This is a genomic window from Streptomyces sp. NPDC043738 (assembly GCF_056436545.1).
In genome coordinates, this window is sequence record NZ_JBWKCJ010000037.1 from 39,340 (window position 1) to 57,472 (window position 18,133).

General features: G+C 71.6%; 11 protein-coding genes. 9 read left to right on the forward strand and 2 right to left on the reverse strand.

Annotation, left to right across the window (positions count from 1 at the left end):
• Window positions 1-87 precede the first annotated feature (87 nt).
• Together AC0680_RS33370 and hflX are read left to right on the forward strand one after the other, a co-directional pair.
• Complete coding sequence (locus AC0680_RS33370; RefSeq protein ID WP_478636402.1) at window positions 88-1,638, forward strand: M1 family metallopeptidase; 1,551 nt, start codon at window positions 88-90, stop codon at window positions 1,636-1,638.
• Window positions 1,639-1,784: 146 nt separating this feature from the next.
• Window positions 1,785-3,272 (forward strand): GTPase HflX, encoded by a 1,488-nt coding sequence (hflX, locus tag AC0680_RS33375; protein WP_478636405.1) that lies wholly within the window; start codon window positions 1,785-1,787, stop codon window positions 3,270-3,272.
• Between the two features lie 125 nt (window positions 3,273-3,397).
• Here hflX and AC0680_RS33380 read toward each other — a convergent pair whose 3' ends face one another.
• Complete coding sequence (locus AC0680_RS33380) at window positions 3,398-4,585, reverse strand: trypsin-like serine peptidase (protein WP_478636408.1); 1,188 nt, start codon at window positions 4,583-4,585, stop codon at window positions 3,398-3,400.
• Window positions 4,586-4,868: 283 nt separating this feature from the next.
• On the opposite strand from AC0680_RS33380, the gene AC0680_RS33385 reads away from it, so the two are divergent.
• The 5 genes from AC0680_RS33385 (at window position 4,869) to AC0680_RS33405 (ending at window position 12,988) form a co-directional block, all read left to right on the forward strand.
• A complete protein-coding gene (locus AC0680_RS33385; RefSeq protein ID WP_478636410.1) occupies window positions 4,869-6,263 on the forward strand; it encodes a diaminobutyrate--2-oxoglutarate transaminase family protein in 1,395 nt (464 codons plus the stop codon).
• Window positions 6,260-8,287 carry an IucA/IucC family protein gene (locus tag AC0680_RS33390; RefSeq protein WP_478636413.1) on the forward strand — a complete coding sequence of 676 codons (2,028 nt, stop codon included), beginning with the start codon at window positions 6,260-6,262 and terminating at the stop codon, window positions 8,285-8,287. The genes AC0680_RS33385 and AC0680_RS33390 overlap by 4 nt, the downstream gene beginning before the upstream one ends.
• 108 nt (window positions 8,288-8,395) lie before the next feature.
• Window positions 8,396-9,097 carry a GNAT family N-acetyltransferase gene (locus AC0680_RS33395; RefSeq protein WP_478636416.1) on the forward strand — a complete coding sequence of 234 codons (702 nt, stop codon included), beginning with the start codon at window positions 8,396-8,398 and terminating at the stop codon, window positions 9,095-9,097.
• Between the two features lie 106 nt (window positions 9,098-9,203).
• Window positions 9,204-10,970 (forward strand): IucA/IucC family protein, encoded by a 1,767-nt coding sequence (locus AC0680_RS33400; RefSeq protein WP_478636418.1) that lies wholly within the window; start codon window positions 9,204-9,206, stop codon window positions 10,968-10,970.
• Window positions 10,971-11,011: 41 nt separating this feature from the next.
• Window positions 11,012-12,988 (forward strand): ATP-dependent DNA helicase, encoded by a 1,977-nt coding sequence (locus AC0680_RS33405; protein WP_478636421.1) that lies wholly within the window; start codon window positions 11,012-11,014, stop codon window positions 12,986-12,988.
• A 159-nt stretch (window positions 12,989-13,147) separates the two neighbouring features.
• Here AC0680_RS33405 and lexA read toward each other — a convergent pair whose 3' ends face one another.
• Window positions 13,148-13,948 (reverse strand): transcriptional repressor LexA, encoded by an 801-nt coding sequence (lexA, locus tag AC0680_RS33410; protein WP_393496662.1) that lies wholly within the window; start codon window positions 13,946-13,948, stop codon window positions 13,148-13,150.
• A gap of 546 nt (window positions 13,949-14,494) precedes the next feature.
• Between lexA and nrdR the strand changes: the two genes are divergently transcribed.
• Both nrdR and AC0680_RS33420 read left to right on the forward strand, forming a co-directional pair.
• On the forward strand, window positions 14,495-15,025 hold the full coding sequence (gene nrdR, locus AC0680_RS33415; RefSeq protein WP_384434346.1) for a transcriptional regulator NrdR: 531 nt from the start codon (window positions 14,495-14,497) through the stop codon (window positions 15,023-15,025).
• A 124-nt stretch (window positions 15,026-15,149) separates the two neighbouring features.
• On the forward strand, window positions 15,150-18,020 hold the full coding sequence (locus tag AC0680_RS33420; RefSeq protein WP_478636424.1) for a vitamin B12-dependent ribonucleotide reductase: 2,871 nt from the start codon (window positions 15,150-15,152) through the stop codon (window positions 18,018-18,020).
• Window positions 18,021-18,133 lie beyond the last annotated feature (113 nt).

Here is an 18,133-nt window from a genome sequence, read left to right on the forward strand (position 1 = left end):
TAAGACGGACGCACGATCCGCCGCCCGTTCGGGTGTCGTTTGCCGCCTCGCCCACGGCGGAGGCGGCCGCGTTGGTAGCCGTAGTTCATGTCCCTTGACTCGCGTCGACCGTCCGCCGACTCCGACCGCCCCCTGCCTGCTGCCCCGAGCGGCCGGATCCGCTGGACCGGCCGCCGGGCCACCGCACTGGGGCTGGCCGCCGTCGCCACCCTCGGCGTGGCCGCGCCGCAGCCCGCGGGGCCGCAGGGCCTGGGCGACCGGCTCTTCCCCACGCTCGGCAACACCGGCTACGACGTGACGTCCTACGACGTCACCCTGGACTACTCGGGCCGCAACGACCGGCCGCTGAAGGCCACCACCGAGATCACCGCCAAGGTCACCACCGAGCTCGACCAGCTCAACCTCGACTTCGCCCGTGGCGCCGTGAGCTCCGCGAAGATCGACGGGCAGCCCGCCCAGCACCAGCAGCACGGTGAGGACCTCGTGCTCACCCCGGCCGCCCACATGTCCCGGGGGAAGCAGGTCAAGATCGTCATCCAGCACACCAGCGACCCCCGCGGCAAGAGCGACGGCGGCTGGATCCGCACCTCCGACGGGCTGGCGATGGCCAACCAGGCGGACGCCGCGCACCGCGTCTTCCCCTGCAACGACCACCCCTCCGACAAGGCGCTGTTCACCTTCCACATCACCGTGCCCCAGGAGCTGACCGCCGTCGCCAACGGGCTGCCGGTGGGCTCGCGCAGTCGGGCGGCGCGGCGCACCTGGACCTATCGCACCGGCCACCCGATGGCCACCGAGCTGGCGCAGGTCTCCATCGGGAAGTCCAGTGTGCTGCTGCGGAACGGGCCGCACAGCCTGCCGATCCGCGACGTGGTACCGACCGTGGACCGGCACCACCTGGAGAAGTGGCTGGCCAGGACCCCGAGCCAGGTCTCCTGGATGGAGCGCAGGCTCGGCCCCTACCCCTTCGAGGCGTACGGGGTGCTGATCGCCGACGCCAGGACCGGCTTCGAGCTGGAGACCCAGACCCTCTCGCTCTTCGAGAAGAGCCTGTTCACGAACCCGCAGCTGCCCGCGTGGTACGTCGAGTCGGTGATGGTGCACGAGCTGGCACACCAGTGGTTCGGCAACAGCGTCAGCCCCCGGCGCTGGTCCGACGTCTGGCTCAACGAGGCCCACGCCACCTGGTACGAGGCCCTCTACGCCCAGGAGAAGGGCGGCCGGATCTCCCTGGACAGCCGCATGCGCAGTGCCTACGAGCAGTCCGACGGCTGGCGCGCCGACGGCGGGCCGCCCGCCGCGCCCAAGGCCCCCAGCCCCGGCGAGAAGATCAGCCTCTTCCGCCCGGTGGTCTACGACGGCAGCGCACTGGTCCTGTACGCCCTGCGGCACAAGATCGGCGCCGCCGCCTTCGACCGCCTCGAACGCGAGTGGGTGACCCAGCACCGCGACGGCGTGGCGGACTCCGCCGACTTCATCGAGCTGGCCTCCAAGATCTCCGGACAGGACCTCACGAGCTTCTTCAAGGGATGGCTCTACGGCGAGCGGACGCCTCCGATGCCCGGCCACCAGGAGTGGCGGCCGAGGAAGTCGACCGCGAACCCCGGAAAGCCCGCAAGGCCGGGAAAACCCGCGTGACGGCCCTCCCGGGCCCGTGCGACCATCTTCGGGTCGACGACGACCGGCCCGGGAATCTCCGGGACGCCTCGTACGTTGACACCAGCGACAGTCCCGGTGGGACCGGCCGGTCCCCGTGAGGGCTTCCCAACGACGCAAAGGATCAAATGACCTCCTCTTCTTCCCTTCCGCAGGACCGGCAGCGCCTCCCCGAGAGCCTTCGGGCCGACGCCCTGATGGAAGAGGACGTCGCCTGGAGCCACGAGATCGACGGGGAGCGTGACGGCGACCAGTACGACCGCTCGGAGCGTGCCGCGCTGCGCCGCGTCGCGGGCCTGTCCACCGAGCTCGAGGACGTCACCGAGGTCGAGTACCGCCAGCTGCGCCTGGAGCGCGTGGTGCTCGTCGGTGTCTGGACCGCCGGCACGGTGCAGGACGCGGAGAACTCCCTCGCCGAGCTCGCCGCGCTGGCCGAGACCGCCGGCGCCCTGGTGCTCGACGGCGTCATCCAGCGCCGTGACAAGCCCGACCCGGCCACCTACATCGGCTCGGGCAAGGCCCTGGAGCTGCGGGACATCGTGCTCGAGTCCGGCGCCGACACCGTGGTGTGCGACGGTGAGCTCTCCCCGGGCCAGCTGATCCACCTCGAGGACGTCGTCAAGGTCAAGGTCGTCGACCGGACCGCGCTGATCCTCGACATCTTCGCCCAGCACGCCAAGTCCCGGGAGGGCAAGGCGCAGGTCTCGCTGGCGCAGATGCAGTACATGCTTCCCAGGCTCCGTGGCTGGGGCCAGTCGCTGTCGCGGCAGATGGGTGGCGGTGGCTCCGGCTCGGCGGGCGGCGGTATGGCCACCCGTGGTCCCGGTGAGACCAAGATCGAGACGGACCGGCGGCGGATCCGCGAGAAGATGGCGAAGATGCGCCGGGAGATCGCGGAGATGAAGACCGGCCGGGACATCAAGCGCCAGGAACGCCGGCGCAACAAGGTCCCCTCGGTCGCCATCGCCGGCTACACCAACGCCGGCAAGTCCTCGCTGCTCAACCGCCTCACCGGTGCCGGTGTGCTGGTGGAGAACGCCCTGTTCGCCACCCTGGACCCGACCGTGCGGCGGGCCGAGACGCCCAGCGGGCGGCTCTACACCCTCGCCGACACCGTCGGCTTCGTCCGGCACCTGCCGCACCACCTCGTCGAGGCGTTCCGCTCCACGATGGAGGAGGTCGGCGAGTCCGACCTCATCCTGCACGTGGTCGACGGCTCGCATCCGGTGCCGGAGGAGCAGCTGGCCGCCGTCCGCGAGGTGATCCGCGATGTGGGCGCCACGGACGTGCCCGAGATCGTGGTCGTCAACAAGGCCGACGCGGCCGATCCGCTGGTGCTCCAGCGCCTGCTGCGCCAGGAGAAGCACGCCATCGCGGTCTCGGCCCGTACGGGCCAGGGCCTGGCGGAGCTGCTGACCCTGCTCGACGACGAGCTGCCGCGGCCGCAGGTCGAGATCGAGGCGCTGGTGCCCTACACCCAGGGTGCCCTGGTCTCGCGGGCGCACGCCGAGGGCGAGGTCCTGTCCGAGGAGCACACCGCGGACGGCACGGTCCTCAAGGCGCGGGTGCACGCGGAGCTGGCCGCGGAGTTCGAGCCGTTCGTGCCGGCGGCGTAGCCGGCCCGCAGGAGACACGACGACGAAGGCCCGCCCCGGGGAGACCGGGGCGGGCCTTCGTCGTGTTCGTTCAGGGAGCGGTGCGGGGCGCCGCCGGCACGCCGGAGCGCCCCCGCCGCGGGCGGCTACTGCTTGGTCGCCCACTTCTTGCTCATGTTGTCGAACAGGGTCTTGGCCTCGGCACCCAGGTGCGGACCGGCCGACCAGCGGGCCGGACGCGGACCCATCGACATGTTGGAGACCAGCACCGGCTTGCCGTCGGCGCCCTTGATGAACCAGGGACCACCGGAGGAGCCACCGGTCATGGTGCAGCCGATGCGGTACATGGTCGGCTTCTTGGCGTCCATCGTCAGACGGGTCGGCTTGTCCGTGCACTGCTGCTGCGCCGCACCGTCGAACGGCGCCTCGGCCGGGTAGCCCTGCGCGGTCAGGCTCGGGATCTTGGCCATGGCCGGGGCGTTGAAGTCGACCGCGTACGCGCCGCCGGCGACCTCTTCCAGCGACTTGCCGCCGGTGGACGACTCCGGCTTCACATGCATCAGCGCGTAGTCGTACGGAGCCATCGGCACGCCCGGAACGGCGCCACCGTCCTTGATCCACTCATTGGACGTCGCCATGTCGTCGGCCCACCACTTGCCCGCCGGGACGCGGTCCTCGAAGGGCGTGGCCTTCAGCTTGTCGGCGGAGACGCCGTTCTTGTTGAAGTTCGGCACGAACATCATGTTGCGGTACCAGCCGCCGTTCTTGCCGGCGTGCACACAGTGCGCGGCGGTCCACACCAGGTTGGACTTGCCGGGGTGCGCCGGGTCCTTGACGACGGTGGCCGAGCAACGCGACTCGCCCTCAGGGGTGCTGAACAGCAGCAGACCCACACCGGCAGCGGTGGAGGTGTAGGGGGTCTTGACGGGCTGGGCCTGGACGGCGGCCGGCTCGGGGTCGGTCTTGCCCTGGTCCTCGGAGATGTCCCCGGGCTTGCTGGGGTCCTTCGGGGGCTTGACCTTCTCGATCTTGTCCGGGTTCCAGAAGTCCTTGATGATCGGGTTGATGAACTCCCCGGCCTCCCGGAGCCACTTGTCCTTGTCCCAGTTCTTCCACTCGCCGTTCTTCCACTTGTCCAGGTCGACGCCGTGCTCCTTGAGCTTGTCCTGGATGTCCTGGGGGATCTTGATTTCACCCCCACCCGTGGTGTCCGCCGCGGACTGGCTGGGCTTGGCGTCCGCGTTGCCGCCCTCGGGACCGCAGCCGGTGGCGGTCAGTGCCACGACGGCGGTGAGAGCGGCGGCGGCCAGGACTGGCCGGCGTATGGATCGCATGGGTGTTGTCCCCCTGGGTGAATCGGGCTGAGCCGGTGTGGCATGAGCGGAGTCGCGCCGGATCGAACTTGTCATGAACCCCAAGATCTCGGCGCAACACCCCACTATGCCGGTGACGATAGAGACGGCGGTACTCGGGGTCCCGGTTCCCAGCCGCCAAGGATCTTGTTCGCAACCGTGATCCGGCGTCGCCGGCGTCGTTGGTACGTACGGGGGACAGCCGGGCTGCCCGCACGACCCGCGCGCTGTTCAGCAGCTCACCAAGCAGGAGGACACAACTGCCGTGGCGTTGACCGACACCGTGCCGGCGGCCGCGCCGTCGGCCCACGAGGGGATTCTGCGCCGGCAGTCCCTGCGTGAGTCCGCTGCCCGCACCTACGCACGCTCGTTGCCCATCGTCCCGGTGCGCGCCCGCGGGCTGACCATCGAGGGCGCCGACGGCCGGAGATACCTCGACTGCCTCTCCGGCGCCGGCACCCTGGCGCTGGGCCACAACCACCCGGTGGTGCTCGAAGCGATCCGCGGGGTCCTCGACTCCGGCGCGCCGCTGCACATCCTCGACCTGGCCACGCCGGTCAAGGACGCCTTCACCACCGAGCTCTTCGCCACGCTGCCCGCCGAATTGGCGGAGAACGCCCGCATCCAGTTCTGCGGCCCGGCCGGCACGGACGCCGTCGAGGCCGCCTTCAAACTGGTCCGCACCGCGACCGGCCGGGACGGCCTGATGGCGTTCTCCGGCGCCTACCACGGCATGACCGCCGAGGCGCTCGCCGCCTCCGGGGGAGCGCAGCACACCAGCGTGGTCCGGCTGCCCTACCCGTACGACTACCGCTGCCCCTTCCAGACCGGCGGCGAGCGCGGCGCCGAACTCGCCGCGCGCTGGACCCAGAACCTGCTCGACGACCACAAGAGCGGGGTGCCCCGGCCGGCCGGGATGATCCTGGAACCCGTCCAGGGGGAGGGCGGCGTGATCCCCGCCCCGGACAACTGGCTGCGGCGGATGCGGGAGCTCACCGCCGCCCGGCGGATCCCCCTGATCGTGGACGAGGTGCAGACCGGCGTCGGCCGCACCGGCACCTTCTGGGCGATCGAACACAGCGGCATCGTGCCGGACGTGATCGTGCTGTCGAAGGCGATCGGCGGCAGCCTGCCGCTCGCCGTGATCGTCTACCGGGAGGAGCTCGACGCCTGGCAGCCCGGCGCGCACGCGGGGACCTTCCGCGGCAACCAGCTCGCCATGGCCGCCGGAGCCGCCACCCTCGCCTACGTCCGCGCCAACGGCCTCGCCGCCCGCGCCGCCGCACTCGGCGCCCGGATGCTCGCCCGGCTCCGCACCCTGGCCGACGCCCACGACTGCATCGGCGACGTCCGCGGACGCGGACTGATGCTCGGCGTCGAACTCGTCGACCGGGAGGCGGACGCCGATGCCACCGGCGCCCGCCCCGCCGCCCCCGAGCTCGCCGCCGCCGTCCAGCGCGCCTGCCTCAACCGCGGCCTGATCGTCGAACTGGGCGGCCGGCACTCCGCCGTCGTCAGGTTGCTGCCACCCCTGACCATCACCGACGAGCAGGCGGACGCGATCCTCGACCGCCTCGCCGACGCCGTCCTGGCGGCGGTCCGCACCACCCCCGGGCCGACGGGCTCATCCCCCACGACACTGCGAGGCACCTCCGCATGAACGAACGCCCCGGCCCCGACAACGCCCAGCCCGCCGAGCGGATCCCCGACCGGCACCACAGCGCCGGCACGCTGGAGTCCGTACCGCGCCAGCAGCGACGCACCCCCGGCGACACCTGCCACCAGCAGACCCACGAAGACCCCTGCCAGGCCACCGGTCCGGGCGCTCCCGGCCGCCACGAGCGGGCCCGCCACGGCGACCACGACCCCCTCGACCACCCGGACCCGGCGGTCGCCGCGGACGCCGCCGGCATCGAGCACCTCCTGCGCTGCTGGATCCGCGAGAACGGCACCGCACGCCCGGCCGGCGGCCGCCTGCGCATCCCCCTGCGGGCCGCCGCCGGCGCCCTGCACATCCCCGTCCGCTACTGGTCACCCACCGGCTGGCACCGCCTGGGCGCGCCCACCCTCGAAGGCGCCCCGGCCGGCGCCGCCCCGCTGGACGCCGTCACCCTCGCCGCGCTGCTGCGCCGGGAGGCCGCGCACGGCGGCGACCGGCGGGCCTCGGACGGCGGAGAGCACCGAGTGGCGGACGGCGAACGGCCGGAGCCGGAGGCCGAGCAGCCGCAGACACCGGACGGCGACGGCGCCGAACTCATCGGACGGGTCGCCAACTCCGTACGCAACGTGGCCGGCTTCCTCGCCGACCGGCGCGCCCGGCCCGCCGACGACCATGGCGACCTCTTCCTCGAAGCCGAGCAGTCCCTGCTCCTCGGCCACCCGCTGCACCCCACGCCCAAGAGCCGCGAGGGCCTCTCCGACGCCGAGACCCGCGCCTTCTCGCCCGAACTGCGCGGCGCCTTCCCGCTCCACTGGATGGCCGTGCACCGCTCCGTCGTCGCCACCGACTCCGCCTGGACCGAGCGCGGCAAGCCCGTCTCCGCCGAGCAGCTCGCCGCGCGCCTCGCGGGAGACGGTCTGTCCCTGCCGGACGGGACCGTGCCGCTGCCGCTGCACCCCTGGCAGGCCAGGGAGCTCGCCGACCGCCCCGACATCGCCGCACTCCGCGACGCCGGTCTGCTGCGCGACCTCGGTGTCCACGGCCCCCGCTGGCACCCCACCTCCTCCGTCCGCACCGTCTACCGCTCCGGCGCGGACGCCATGCTCAAACTCTCCCTCGGGCTGCGCATCACCAACTCCCGCCGGGAGAACCTCCGCAAGGAACTCCTCCGCGGGGTCGAGGTGCACCGGCTGCTGCGCACCGGCCTCGCCGAGCAGTGGCAGGCCGCCCATCCGGGCTTCGACATCGTCCGCGACCCGGCCTATCTGGCCGTCGACGGCCCCGACGGCGAACCGGTCCAGGGCCTCGACGCCGTCATCCGCCACAACCCCTTCAGCACCGGCGACGACGCGGTCTGCATCGCCGGCCTCACCTCTCCCCGGCCCTGGCCCGGCCACGCCGGCACCCGCTCCCGCCTCGAGGACCTCGTCGGCACGCTCGCCGCCCGCACCGGCCGCGCCCTGGGCGCCGTCGCCACCGAGTGGTTCCTGCGCTACCTCGAAGCGGTCGTCCGGCCCCTGCTGTGGCTCGACGGCACGGCCGGTGTCGCCCTGGAGGCCCACCAGCAGAACACCCTGGTGCTGCTCGACCCCGACGGCTGGCCCGTGGGCGGCCGCTACCGCGACAACCAGGGCTACTACTTCCGCGCCTCCCGCCGCGCCGAGCTGGAGCGACGGCTGCCCGGCATCGGCGCGGCCAGCGACACCTTCGTCGCCGACGAGGTCACCGACGAGCGCTTCGCCTACTACCTGGGCATCAACAACGTCCTCGGCCTCATCGGAGCCTTCGGGGCCCAGCGCCTGGTCCGCGAGGAGATCCTGCTGGCCGCCTTCCGGCGGTTCCTCGACAGCGCCGCCGCAGCGCCCCGCGCGCACCGCTCCCGGCTCCCCGGCCAGCTGCTGTCCGCCCGCACCCTGCGCTGCAAGGCCAACCTCGCGACCCGCCTGCACGGGCTCGACGAACTCGTCGGCCCGGTCGAGACCCAGTCCGTCTACGTCACCCTGCCCAACCCCCTGGCCTCCTAGCCGGCCGCCACCGCCCGCCGCAGCGAAGTCACCCCACGAGCCCCCGGCGCCGGCCTCCCGCGACCCACAAGGCACCGCGGGAGCCGGCCACGAGAGGAGAGCGTCGCCGTGCCACCCATCGAATCCGGCCTCGACTCCAGCTCCGACGACACCCAGGACCGCCGGCTCCCGCCGGAATCCGGCGCGTTGCCCGCCGGTGGACGCCGTCGGCCGGCGCCCCCGGTCCTCGTCGGCACCGGCCCGCTGCTGGGCGACCTGGCGGGCTGGGGCCCGGCCGACACCGCCGCCGGGCCGTTCGAGCTCGTCCCCGTCCGGCCGGCCCGCGACCTCGACCGGATCACCGGCTGGATGAACGATCCGGCAGTCGCGGCCTTCTGGGAGCTGTCCGGACCGCCCGGGACCACCGCCGCCCATCTGCGCGGCCAGCTCGACGGCGACGGCCGCAGCGTGCCCTGCCTCGGTGTGCTGGCCGGCGTCCCGATGAGCTACTGGGAGATCTACCGCGCCGACCTGGACCCCCTGGCCCGCCACTACCCGGCCCTTCCCCACGACACCGGGATCCACCTGCTCATCGGCGGCGGCGCCGACCGCGGCCGCGGCCTGGGCAGCACCCTGCTGCGCGCCACCGCCGACCTCGTGCTCGACCGCCGCCCGCAGTGCACGCGGGTCGTCGCCGAGCCCGATCTGCGCAACACCGCCTCCGTCGCGGCCTTCCTGGCCGGAGGCTTCCGCTACTCCGAAGAGCTCGAACTGCCCGGCAAACGCGCGGCGTTGATGATCCGCGACCGCGCCCACCGCCACCTGCACTGATCCCGGGGCCGTCCATCGCCGTTCCCGGTCCGGTCCGCCGTCCACCGCGCCGCCCCGGTTGTCCCCCGCACGTGCCGGAGCGGTCCCGCTTCGAGGGAGTCCCGTCTTGCCGCCTGAGCCCCAGCCTTCGCACCACGCCTGGCAGCACGCCGCGCGCCGGCTGTTCGCCAAGATCCTGGCCGAGTTCGCGTACGAGGAAGTCCTCATCCCCGAGCCCGACGGCACCGCTGCGGACGGCACCCCGCAATACCGCCTGCCGGTCACCGAGGAGCTGGTCTACAGATTCCGCGCCCGCCGGGGCGCTTACGGGCACTGGCGCGTCGACCCCCACTCGATCACCCCGGGGACCGACCCGTTCGACTTCCTCGTCCATGCCCACGACACCGTCCTGCACCTGTCCGGCGACACCACCGGCCACCTGATCCGCGAGCTGACCGCCACCCTCGCCGCCGACACCCGCCTCGACGCCACCGCCCTGAGCGCCGCCGAGCTCGCCGACCTCGACTACGCCTCCCTCGAAGGGCGCCAGACCGGCCACCCCTGGCTCGTCGCGAACAAGGGACGGCTCGGCTTCTCGGCCGCCGACGCGGCGGCCTGGGCCCCGGAAGCCCGCACCGCCCAGCGCCTGCCCTGGCTCGCCGCGCACCACCGCCTCGCCCACTACCGCGGTGTCCCCGCGCTCGCCACCCCCGATCGCCTCTACGGCGAGGAGCTCGCCCCCGCCACCCGTCACGCCTTCGCCCGCGCCATCACCGACCAGGGCCAGGACCCCGCCGACTACCTCTATCTCCCCGTGCACCCCTGGCAATGGGACGAGACCATCGCCCCGCTCTTCGCCCCGCAACTCGCCGACAGATCCATCATCGCGCTGCCCACCGACAACGACCTCCGCCTGCCGCAGCAGTCGATCCGCACCTTCCTCAACATCAGCCGGCCCGAGGCCCGTACGGTCAAACTTCCGCTGTCCATCCTCAACACCCTCGTCTGGCGCGGTCTGCCCACCGAGCGCACCCTCGCCGCGCCGGCCGTCACCCGCTGGGTCCACGGACTGCGCGACGCCGACCCCTACCTGAGCGACGAGACCCGGGTGATCCTGCTCGGCGAGACCGCCTCCGTCACCGTCGAGCACCCGCTCTACGACCGGCTGCCCGGCGTCCCGTACCAGTTCAAGGAGTTGCTGGGCTGCATCTGGCGCGAGCCGATCAGCGGATACCTCGACCCGGGCGAGCGCGCCCGCACCCTGGCCGCGCTGCTGCAGACCGACCCCGAGGGCCGGGCACTGACCGCGGAGCTGGTGCACCGCTCGGGGCTGCCCCCGCGCGAGTGGCTCGGCCGGCTCTTCGCCGCGCTGCTGCCACCCCTGCTGCACTTCCTCTACCAGTACGGCACGGTGTTCTCCCCGCACGGCGAGAACGCCATCGTGGTCTTCGACGAGCACGACGTCCCCACCCGCCTCGCGGTCAAGGACTTCGTCGACGACGTCAACACCACCTCCCAGCCGCTCCCGGAGCACGACTCCATGCCGGACGACGTCCGCACGGTGCTGCTGACCGAACCGCCCTCCTTCCTGACCCAGTTCATCCACTCCGGCCTGTTCGTCGGCGTCTTCCGCTACCTCGCGCCGCTGTGCGCGGACCAACTGGACGTTCCCGAGGCGGAGTTCTGGTCACTCGTACGGGCGGAGATCCTGCGCCACCACGAACGCTTCCCCGGCCTGAAAGAGCGGCACGAGACGTTCGACCTGCTCACCCCGCGGATCGAGCGGCTCTGCCTGAACCGCAACCGTCTGCATGTGGACGGTTACCGCGACCGCCACGAGCGCCCGCACGCCGCCGTCCACGGGACCGTCCCCAACCCCTTGCACGCCCCGTGACCGGACCGGCTGTCAGTGGTCCCGCGTAGGCTTGCAGCGCTATGACGAAGCCCTCCCTCCCCGATCTGCTGCACGCCGCCGTCACCGCCGTCGGCGGCACCGAGCGCCCCGGCCAGGTGGCGATGGCCGAGGCCGTCGCCGAGGCCGTGGACGGCTCGGCCCACCTCCTCGTCCAGGCCGGCACCGGCACCGGAAAGTCCCTCGGCTATCTGGTGCCGGCGCTGGCCCACGGCGAGCGGGTGGTGGTCGCCACGGCCACCCTGGCGCTGCAGCGCCAGCTGGTGGAGCGCGATCTTCCGCGTACGGTCGACGCGCTGCATCCGCTGCTGCGCCGCCGCCCGGAGTTCGCCATGCTCAAGGGCCGCTCCAATTACCTGTGCCTGCACCGCCTCCATGAAGGCGCCCCGCAGGAAGAGGAGGACGGGCTCTTCGACGTGTTCGAGCAGGCGACGCCGACCAGCAAGCTCGGCAAGGACCTGCTGCGGCTGCGCGACTGGGCGGACGAGACCGAGACCGGCGACCGCGACGCCCTGACCCCCGGTGTCTCGGACCGCGCCTGGGGGCAGGTCTCGGTCTCCTCCCGGGAGTGCCTGGGCGCGTCGAAGTGCGCCTACGGCGCGGAGTGCTTCGCCGAGGCCGCCAGGGAGCGCGCCAAGCTCGCCGATGTCGTCGTCACCAACCACGCGCTGCTCGCCATCGACGCGATCGAGGGCGCACCGGTCCTCCCGCAGCACGAGGTCCTGATCATCGACGAGGCCCATGAGCTGGTCTCCCGGGTCACCGGCGCCGCCACCGGCGAGCTCACCCCCGGCCAGGTCAACCGTGCCGTGCGCCGGGCCGCCAAGCTCGTCAACGAAAAGGCCGCCGACCAGCTCCAGACCGCGGCCGAGACCTTCGAGCGCCTCATGGAGCTGGCGCTGCCCGGCCGCCTGGAGGAGATCCCCGAGGACCTCGGCTACTGCCTGATGGCGCTGCGGGACGCCGCCCGTACGGTCGTCTCGGCGCTCGGCTCGACCCGCGACAAGTCGGTCCAGGACGAGGACGCCGTCCGCAAGCAGGCCCTCGCCTCCGTGGAGAACGTCCATGCCGTGGCCGAGCGGATCGCCAACGGCTCCGAGTACGACGTGGTCTGGTACGAGCGCCACGACCGCTTCGGCGCGTCCCTGAGGGTGGCGCCCCTGTCGGTCTCCGGCCTGCTGCGCGAGAAGCTCTTCGAGGACCGCTCGGTGGTCCTGACCTCCGCCACCCTCAAGCTCGGCGGCGACTTCAACGGCGTCGCGGCCTCCCTGGGCCTGTCCCCCGAGGGCGCGGAAGGGGAGGACGTGCCCCCGTGGAAGGGGCTGGACGTCGGCTCCCCGTTCGACTACTCGAAGCAGGGGATCCTCTACGTCGCCAAGCATCTGGCCCAGCCGGGCCGCGAGGGCAGCCGCACCGACATGCTCGACGAGCTCACCGAGCTGATCGAGGCGGCCGGCGGCCGCACCCTCGGGCTGTTCTCCTCGATGCGCGCCGCCCAGGCCGCCGCCGAGGAGCTGCGCGGCCGTCTGGACATGCCGATCCTGCTGCAGGGCGAGGAGACCCTGGGCGAGCTGATCCGCACCTTCGCCGCCGATGCCCGTACGTGCCTGTTCGGCACCCTCTCCCTGTGGCAGGGCGTCGACGTCCCGGGGGCGAACTGCCAGCTGGTGGTGATGGACCGGGTACCGTTCCCGCGTCCCGACGACCCGCTGATGAGCGCCCGCCAGAAGGCCGTGGAGGAGTCCGGCGGCAATGGCTTCATGGCCGTCGCGGCCACGCATGCGGCCCTGCTCATGGCTCAGGGTGCCGGACGTCTGGTGCGTGCCACGGGAGACCGCGGTGTCGTCGCCGTGCTGGACCCCCGCGTCGAGCGGGCCCGTTACGGCTCCTTCCTGCGCAAGTCCATGCCGGACTTCTGGTACACCACCGACCGCAACCAGGTCCGCCGCTCACTGGCGGCCATCGACGCGGCGGCGAAGGCGGCGGAGGGCGAGGCCTAGCCATTCGGGGCCCGGTGCCGCGACCATCGTTCGGTCGGCTCCCCTCGGGCCTGTCCGATGGGTCAGGGCCGGGCCCGCGACGCATCGGACAGGCCCGAGGAGCAAGGGCGGGCCCCGGGACCGGCGCAGTGGTCCCGGGGCCCGGTCGTGAGGGCTGGGTCAGACCCGCCGCAGGACGGCCACCACCTTGCCGAGGATGGTCGCCTCGTCGCCGGGGATCGGCTGGTACGCGGCGTTGTGCGGCAGCAGCCACACATGGCCGTCCTCGCGCTTGAAGCGCTTGACGGTGGCCTCGCCGTCCAGCATGGCGGCCACGATGTCGCCGTTCTCGGCGACCGGCTGACGGCGGACGGTGACCCAGTCGCCGTCACAGATGGCGGCCTCGATCATGGAGTCGCCGACGACCTTCAGCACGAACAGTTCGCCGTCGCCGACGAGCTGGCGGGGGAGCGGGAACACATCCTCGACCGACTCCTCCGCGAGGATCGGGCCACCGGCGGCGATCCGGCCGACCAGCGGGACGTACGACGCGGCGGGCTTGCCCGCGGTCTCCGTCGCCGCGGTCGTGGGCTGGTCGGAGCCGCGGACCTCGTACGCCCGGGGGCGGTGCGGGTCGCGCCGCAGGAAGCCCTTGCGCTCGAGCGCCATGAGCTGATGGGCGACGGACGAGGTGCTGGAGAGCCCGACGGCCTGGCCGATCTCCCGCATCGACGGCGGGTACCCGCGCCGCTGCACCGAATCCCGGATCACCTCGATCACCCTGCGCTGGCGGTCCGTGAGCCCCGAGCTGTCGGCCCGGATCCCTGGTGGCCGTCCGGGCAGCGAGCGGGCGGGCTTCTGCTCTTCGGAGTCCAACGTGGCGTCGTCCATCGGCGGCCGCTGTGCCTTCTGCTGATGCTCGAACCGGCTCTGGGAGTGGCTTTGTGCGGTGATGGTCGCGCTGTCTGCGGTGGTGGTCACGTCGGCCCCTCTCGAAATGTTCTCCCTAGTTAGCCAACGGTAGTTGCTTTCGAAAGGTTGCGCCAAACACACGTTCGAGTGAAATATTCGCTGATTGGCTGACCCGATCAAGTGGCTGGGTGTATGGCCGAATGGCATTTCGGGGCTCCGGCGTTCGCTTCCGCCGGGGCTCCGGGATCGACCGGAGATCCTGGGTCCCGGCGTTCGGGGTCTGCGCCGGGCCGGGCGCCGCAGCCGGGCCGATTCTTCCATCCCCGCCCCGCCGCGCCGCCGGCCGGGTGCCTTCCCGTACCCTCGTGGGCGACCGTCCGGCCCGCCTCCGTCGCGACACGCGGTAGGCGGATGTAAGCGGCCCGACACCACATCTAGTGGTTGGATGCGTGCGGTCGCCCAGAAGTTGTGGTGCCTGGTCCTTCGCGGGCCCCGGTATCGCCTATGCTGGTGACCGCTCCGAAGGGCCCGTGCGGACCGGCGGAGGTTATTCGTCGTGCGCCGGGATCGATGGCGTACGTACGTCCGTATAGCGAGGGTGAGGAGGGTGGAGCCATGCACTGCCCCTTCTGCAGGCACCCAGACAGCCGGGTCGTCGACAGTCGGACCACCGACGACGGGACGGCGATCCGCCGGCGCCGCCAGTGCCCCGACTGCTCCCGCCGTTTCACGACCATCGAGACGGCGTCGCTGATGGTGATCAAGCGGAGCGGGGTCACCGAGCCCTTCAGCCGCAACAAGGTCATCGCGGGAGTGCGCAAGGCGTGCCAGGGCCGCCCGGTCACCGAGGACGCCCTCGCCAAGCTCGGCCAGCGGGTCGAGGAGGCGGTGCGTGCCACCGGCAGCGCCGAGCTGTCCACTCATGACGTCGGGCTCGCCATACTGGGCCCGCTGCAGGAACTCGACCTCGTCGCGTACCTGCGCTTCGCGTCCGTCTACCGGGCGTTCGACTCGCTCGAGGACTTCGAGGCGGCCATCGCCGAGCTGCGGGAGCAGCGCGAGCAGGGACCGCCCGGGCAGGAATGCGGGACCGACGGGAAGGCCGGCGGCCCGGCCGTCCCCGTGCCCGCCACCGCCGCCGACTGAGCTCGGCGCGCATCCAGGATCCGTATCGGGGCGAGAGCAGGGCGTCCCGGTACCAGCAAGACAAACACCGTGCCACGGAATGCGTGCGCACATATGGGCGTTTGCCCGTATACAGGGAGGCGGAATGACAGAGACGACGAGCGGCCCGGCACGAGGCTCCCGCGCCAAGGGCAGCAAGGCGAGCAAGGGGCTGCGTATCGAGCGCATCCACACCACCCCCGGCGTGCATCCGTACGACGAGGTGGAGTGGGCGCGCCGTGACGTCGTCATGACCAACTGGCGCGACGGCTCGGTCAACTTCGAGCAGCGTGGCGTCGAGTTCCCCGACTTCTGGTCGGTGAACGCGGTCAACATCGTCACGAGCAAGTACTTCCGCGGCGCGGTGGGCTCCCCGACCCGTGAGGCGAGCCTCAAGCAGCTCATCGACCGTGTGGTCAAGACGTACCGCAAGGGCGGCGAGGAGCACGGTTACTTCGCCTCCCCGGCGGACGCCGAGATCTTCGAGCACGAGCTGGCCTACGCCCTGCTGCACCAGGTCTTCAGCTTCAACTCGCCGGTCTGGTTCAACGTCGGCACCAAGCAGCCGCAGCAGGTCAGCGCCTGCTTCATCCTGTCCGTCGACGACTCCATGGAGTCGATCCTGGACTGGTACAAGGAAGAGGGGATGATCTTCAAGGGCGGCTCCGGCGCCGGCCTGAACCTCTCCCGCATCCGCTCCTCCAAGGAGCTGCTCTCCTCCGGTGGCAACGCCTCCGGCCCGGTCTCCTTCATGCGCGGCGCCGACGCGTCCGCCGGGACGATCAAGTCGGGCGGCGCCACCCGCCGCGCGGCCAAGATGGTCGTCCTGGACGTCGACCACCCGGACGTCGAGGCCTTCATCGAGACCAAGGTGAAGGAGGAGGAGAAGATCCGCGCGCTGCGCGACGCGGGCTTCGACATGGACCTGGGCGGCGACGACATCACGTCCGTCCAGTACCAGAACGCCAACAACTCGGTCCGGGTCAACGACGAGTTCATGAAGGCCGTCGAGACCGGCTCGAAGTTCGGCCTGCGCGGCCGGCTGACCGGTGAGGTCATCGAGGAGGTCGACGCCAAGGGCCTGTTCCGCAAGATGGCCGAGGCCGCCTGGGCGTGCGCCGACCCCGGCATCCAGTACGACGACACCATCAACCACTGGCACACCTCGCCGGAGACCGGCCGCATCACCGCGTCCAACCCCTGCAGCGAGTACATGCACCTGGACAACTCCTCGTGCAACCTCGCCTCGCTCAACCTCCTGAAGTTCCTGCGCGACGACGACCTGGGCAACCAGTCCTTCGACGCCGAGCGCTTCGCCAAGGTCGTCGAGCTGGTCATCACCGCGATGGACATCTCCATCTGCTTCGCCGACTTCCCCACCGAGAAGATCGGCGAGACCACCCGGGCCTACCGCCAGCTCGGCATCGGCTACGCCAACCTCGGCGCCCTGCTGATGGCCACCGGCCACGCCTACGACTCCGACGGCGGCCGCGCGCTGGCCGGCGCCATCACCTCGCTGATGACCGGCACGTCGTACAAGCGCTCCGCCGAACTGGCCGCGGTCGTCGGCCCGTACGACGGCTACGCCCGTAACGCCGACGCCCACAAGCGCGTCATGAAGCAGCACTCCGACGCCAACGGCACCGCGGTGCGCATGGACGACCTGGACACCCCGGTGTGGGCCGCGGCGACCGAGGCCTGGCAGGACGTGCTGCGCCTGGGCGAGAAGAACGGCTTCCGCAACGCGCAGGCCTCCGTGCTCGCGCCGACCGGCACCATCGGCCTGATGATGGACTGCGACACCACGGGCGTCGAGCCGGACCTGGCCCTGGTCAAGTTCAAGAAGCTGGTCGGCGGCGGCTCCATGCAGATCGTGAACAACACGGTCCCCAAGGCGCTCAAGCGGCTCGGCTACCAGCCCGAGCAGGTCGAGGCGATCGTCGCCCACATCGCCGACCACGGCAATGTCGTCGACGCCCCCGGCCTGAAGCCCGCGCACTACGAGGTCTTCGACTGCGCCATGGGCGAGCGCGCCATCTCCCCGATGGGCCACGTCCGCATGATGGCCGCGGCACAGCCCTTCCTGTCCGGTGCGATCTCCAAGACGGTCAACGTCCCGGAGTCGGCCACCGTCGAGGAGATCGAGGACGTCTACTTCCAGGGCTGGAAGCTCGGCCTGAAGGCGCTGGCGATCTACCGCGACAACTGCAAGGTCGGCCAGCCCCTCTCCGCCAAGAAGAAGGAGGAGGAGAAGAAGGCCGAGACCGAGCCGGCCGCCGAGAAGAAGGTCGTCGAGTACCGCCCGGTGCGCAAGCGCCTCCCCAAGGGCCGTCCCGGCATCACCACCTCCTTCACGGTCGGCGGCGCCGAGGGTTACATGACCGCCAACTCCTACCCGGACGACGGTCTCGGTGAGGTCTTCCTGAAGATGTCCAAGCAGGGCTCGACCCTCGCGGGCATGATGGACGCCTTCTCCATCGCCGTGTCGGTGGGTCTGCAGTACGGCGTCCCGCTGGAGACCTACGTCTCGAAGTTCACCAACATGCGGTTCGAGCCGGCCGGTATGACCGACGACCCGGACGTGCGGATGGCCCAGTCGATCGTCGACTACATCTTCCGCCGCCTGGCGCTGGACTTCCTGCCGTTCGAGACCCGCTCGGCGCTCGGCATCCACTCCGTCGAGGAGCGCACGCGCCACCTGGAGACCGGTTCGTACGAGCCGTCCGACGACGAGGTCGACGTCGAGGGCCTGGCCCAGTCGGCGCCGCGCCAGCTGGACCCGGCGCCGGTGGTCAAGAGCGTCGAGGAGGCCGCCGTCCCGGCTCCCAAGCAGGCGCACACCAACGCCGAACTGGTCGAGATGCAGCTGGGCATCAACGCCGACGCGCCGCTGTGCTTCTCCTGCGGCACGAAGATGCAGCGGGCCGGCAGCTGCTACCTGTGCGAGGGCTGCGGGTCGACCAGCGGCTGCAGCTGAGCCTGGGCGGGGCGGGGGGGGGGGGGGGTCCCCCGCGGCCGCCGCCCTGGGCGCCCACGGGCGACCCAGGTGTTGAGGGGGAAAAAAAGAGAAAAGGACCGCTTTGTAAAAAA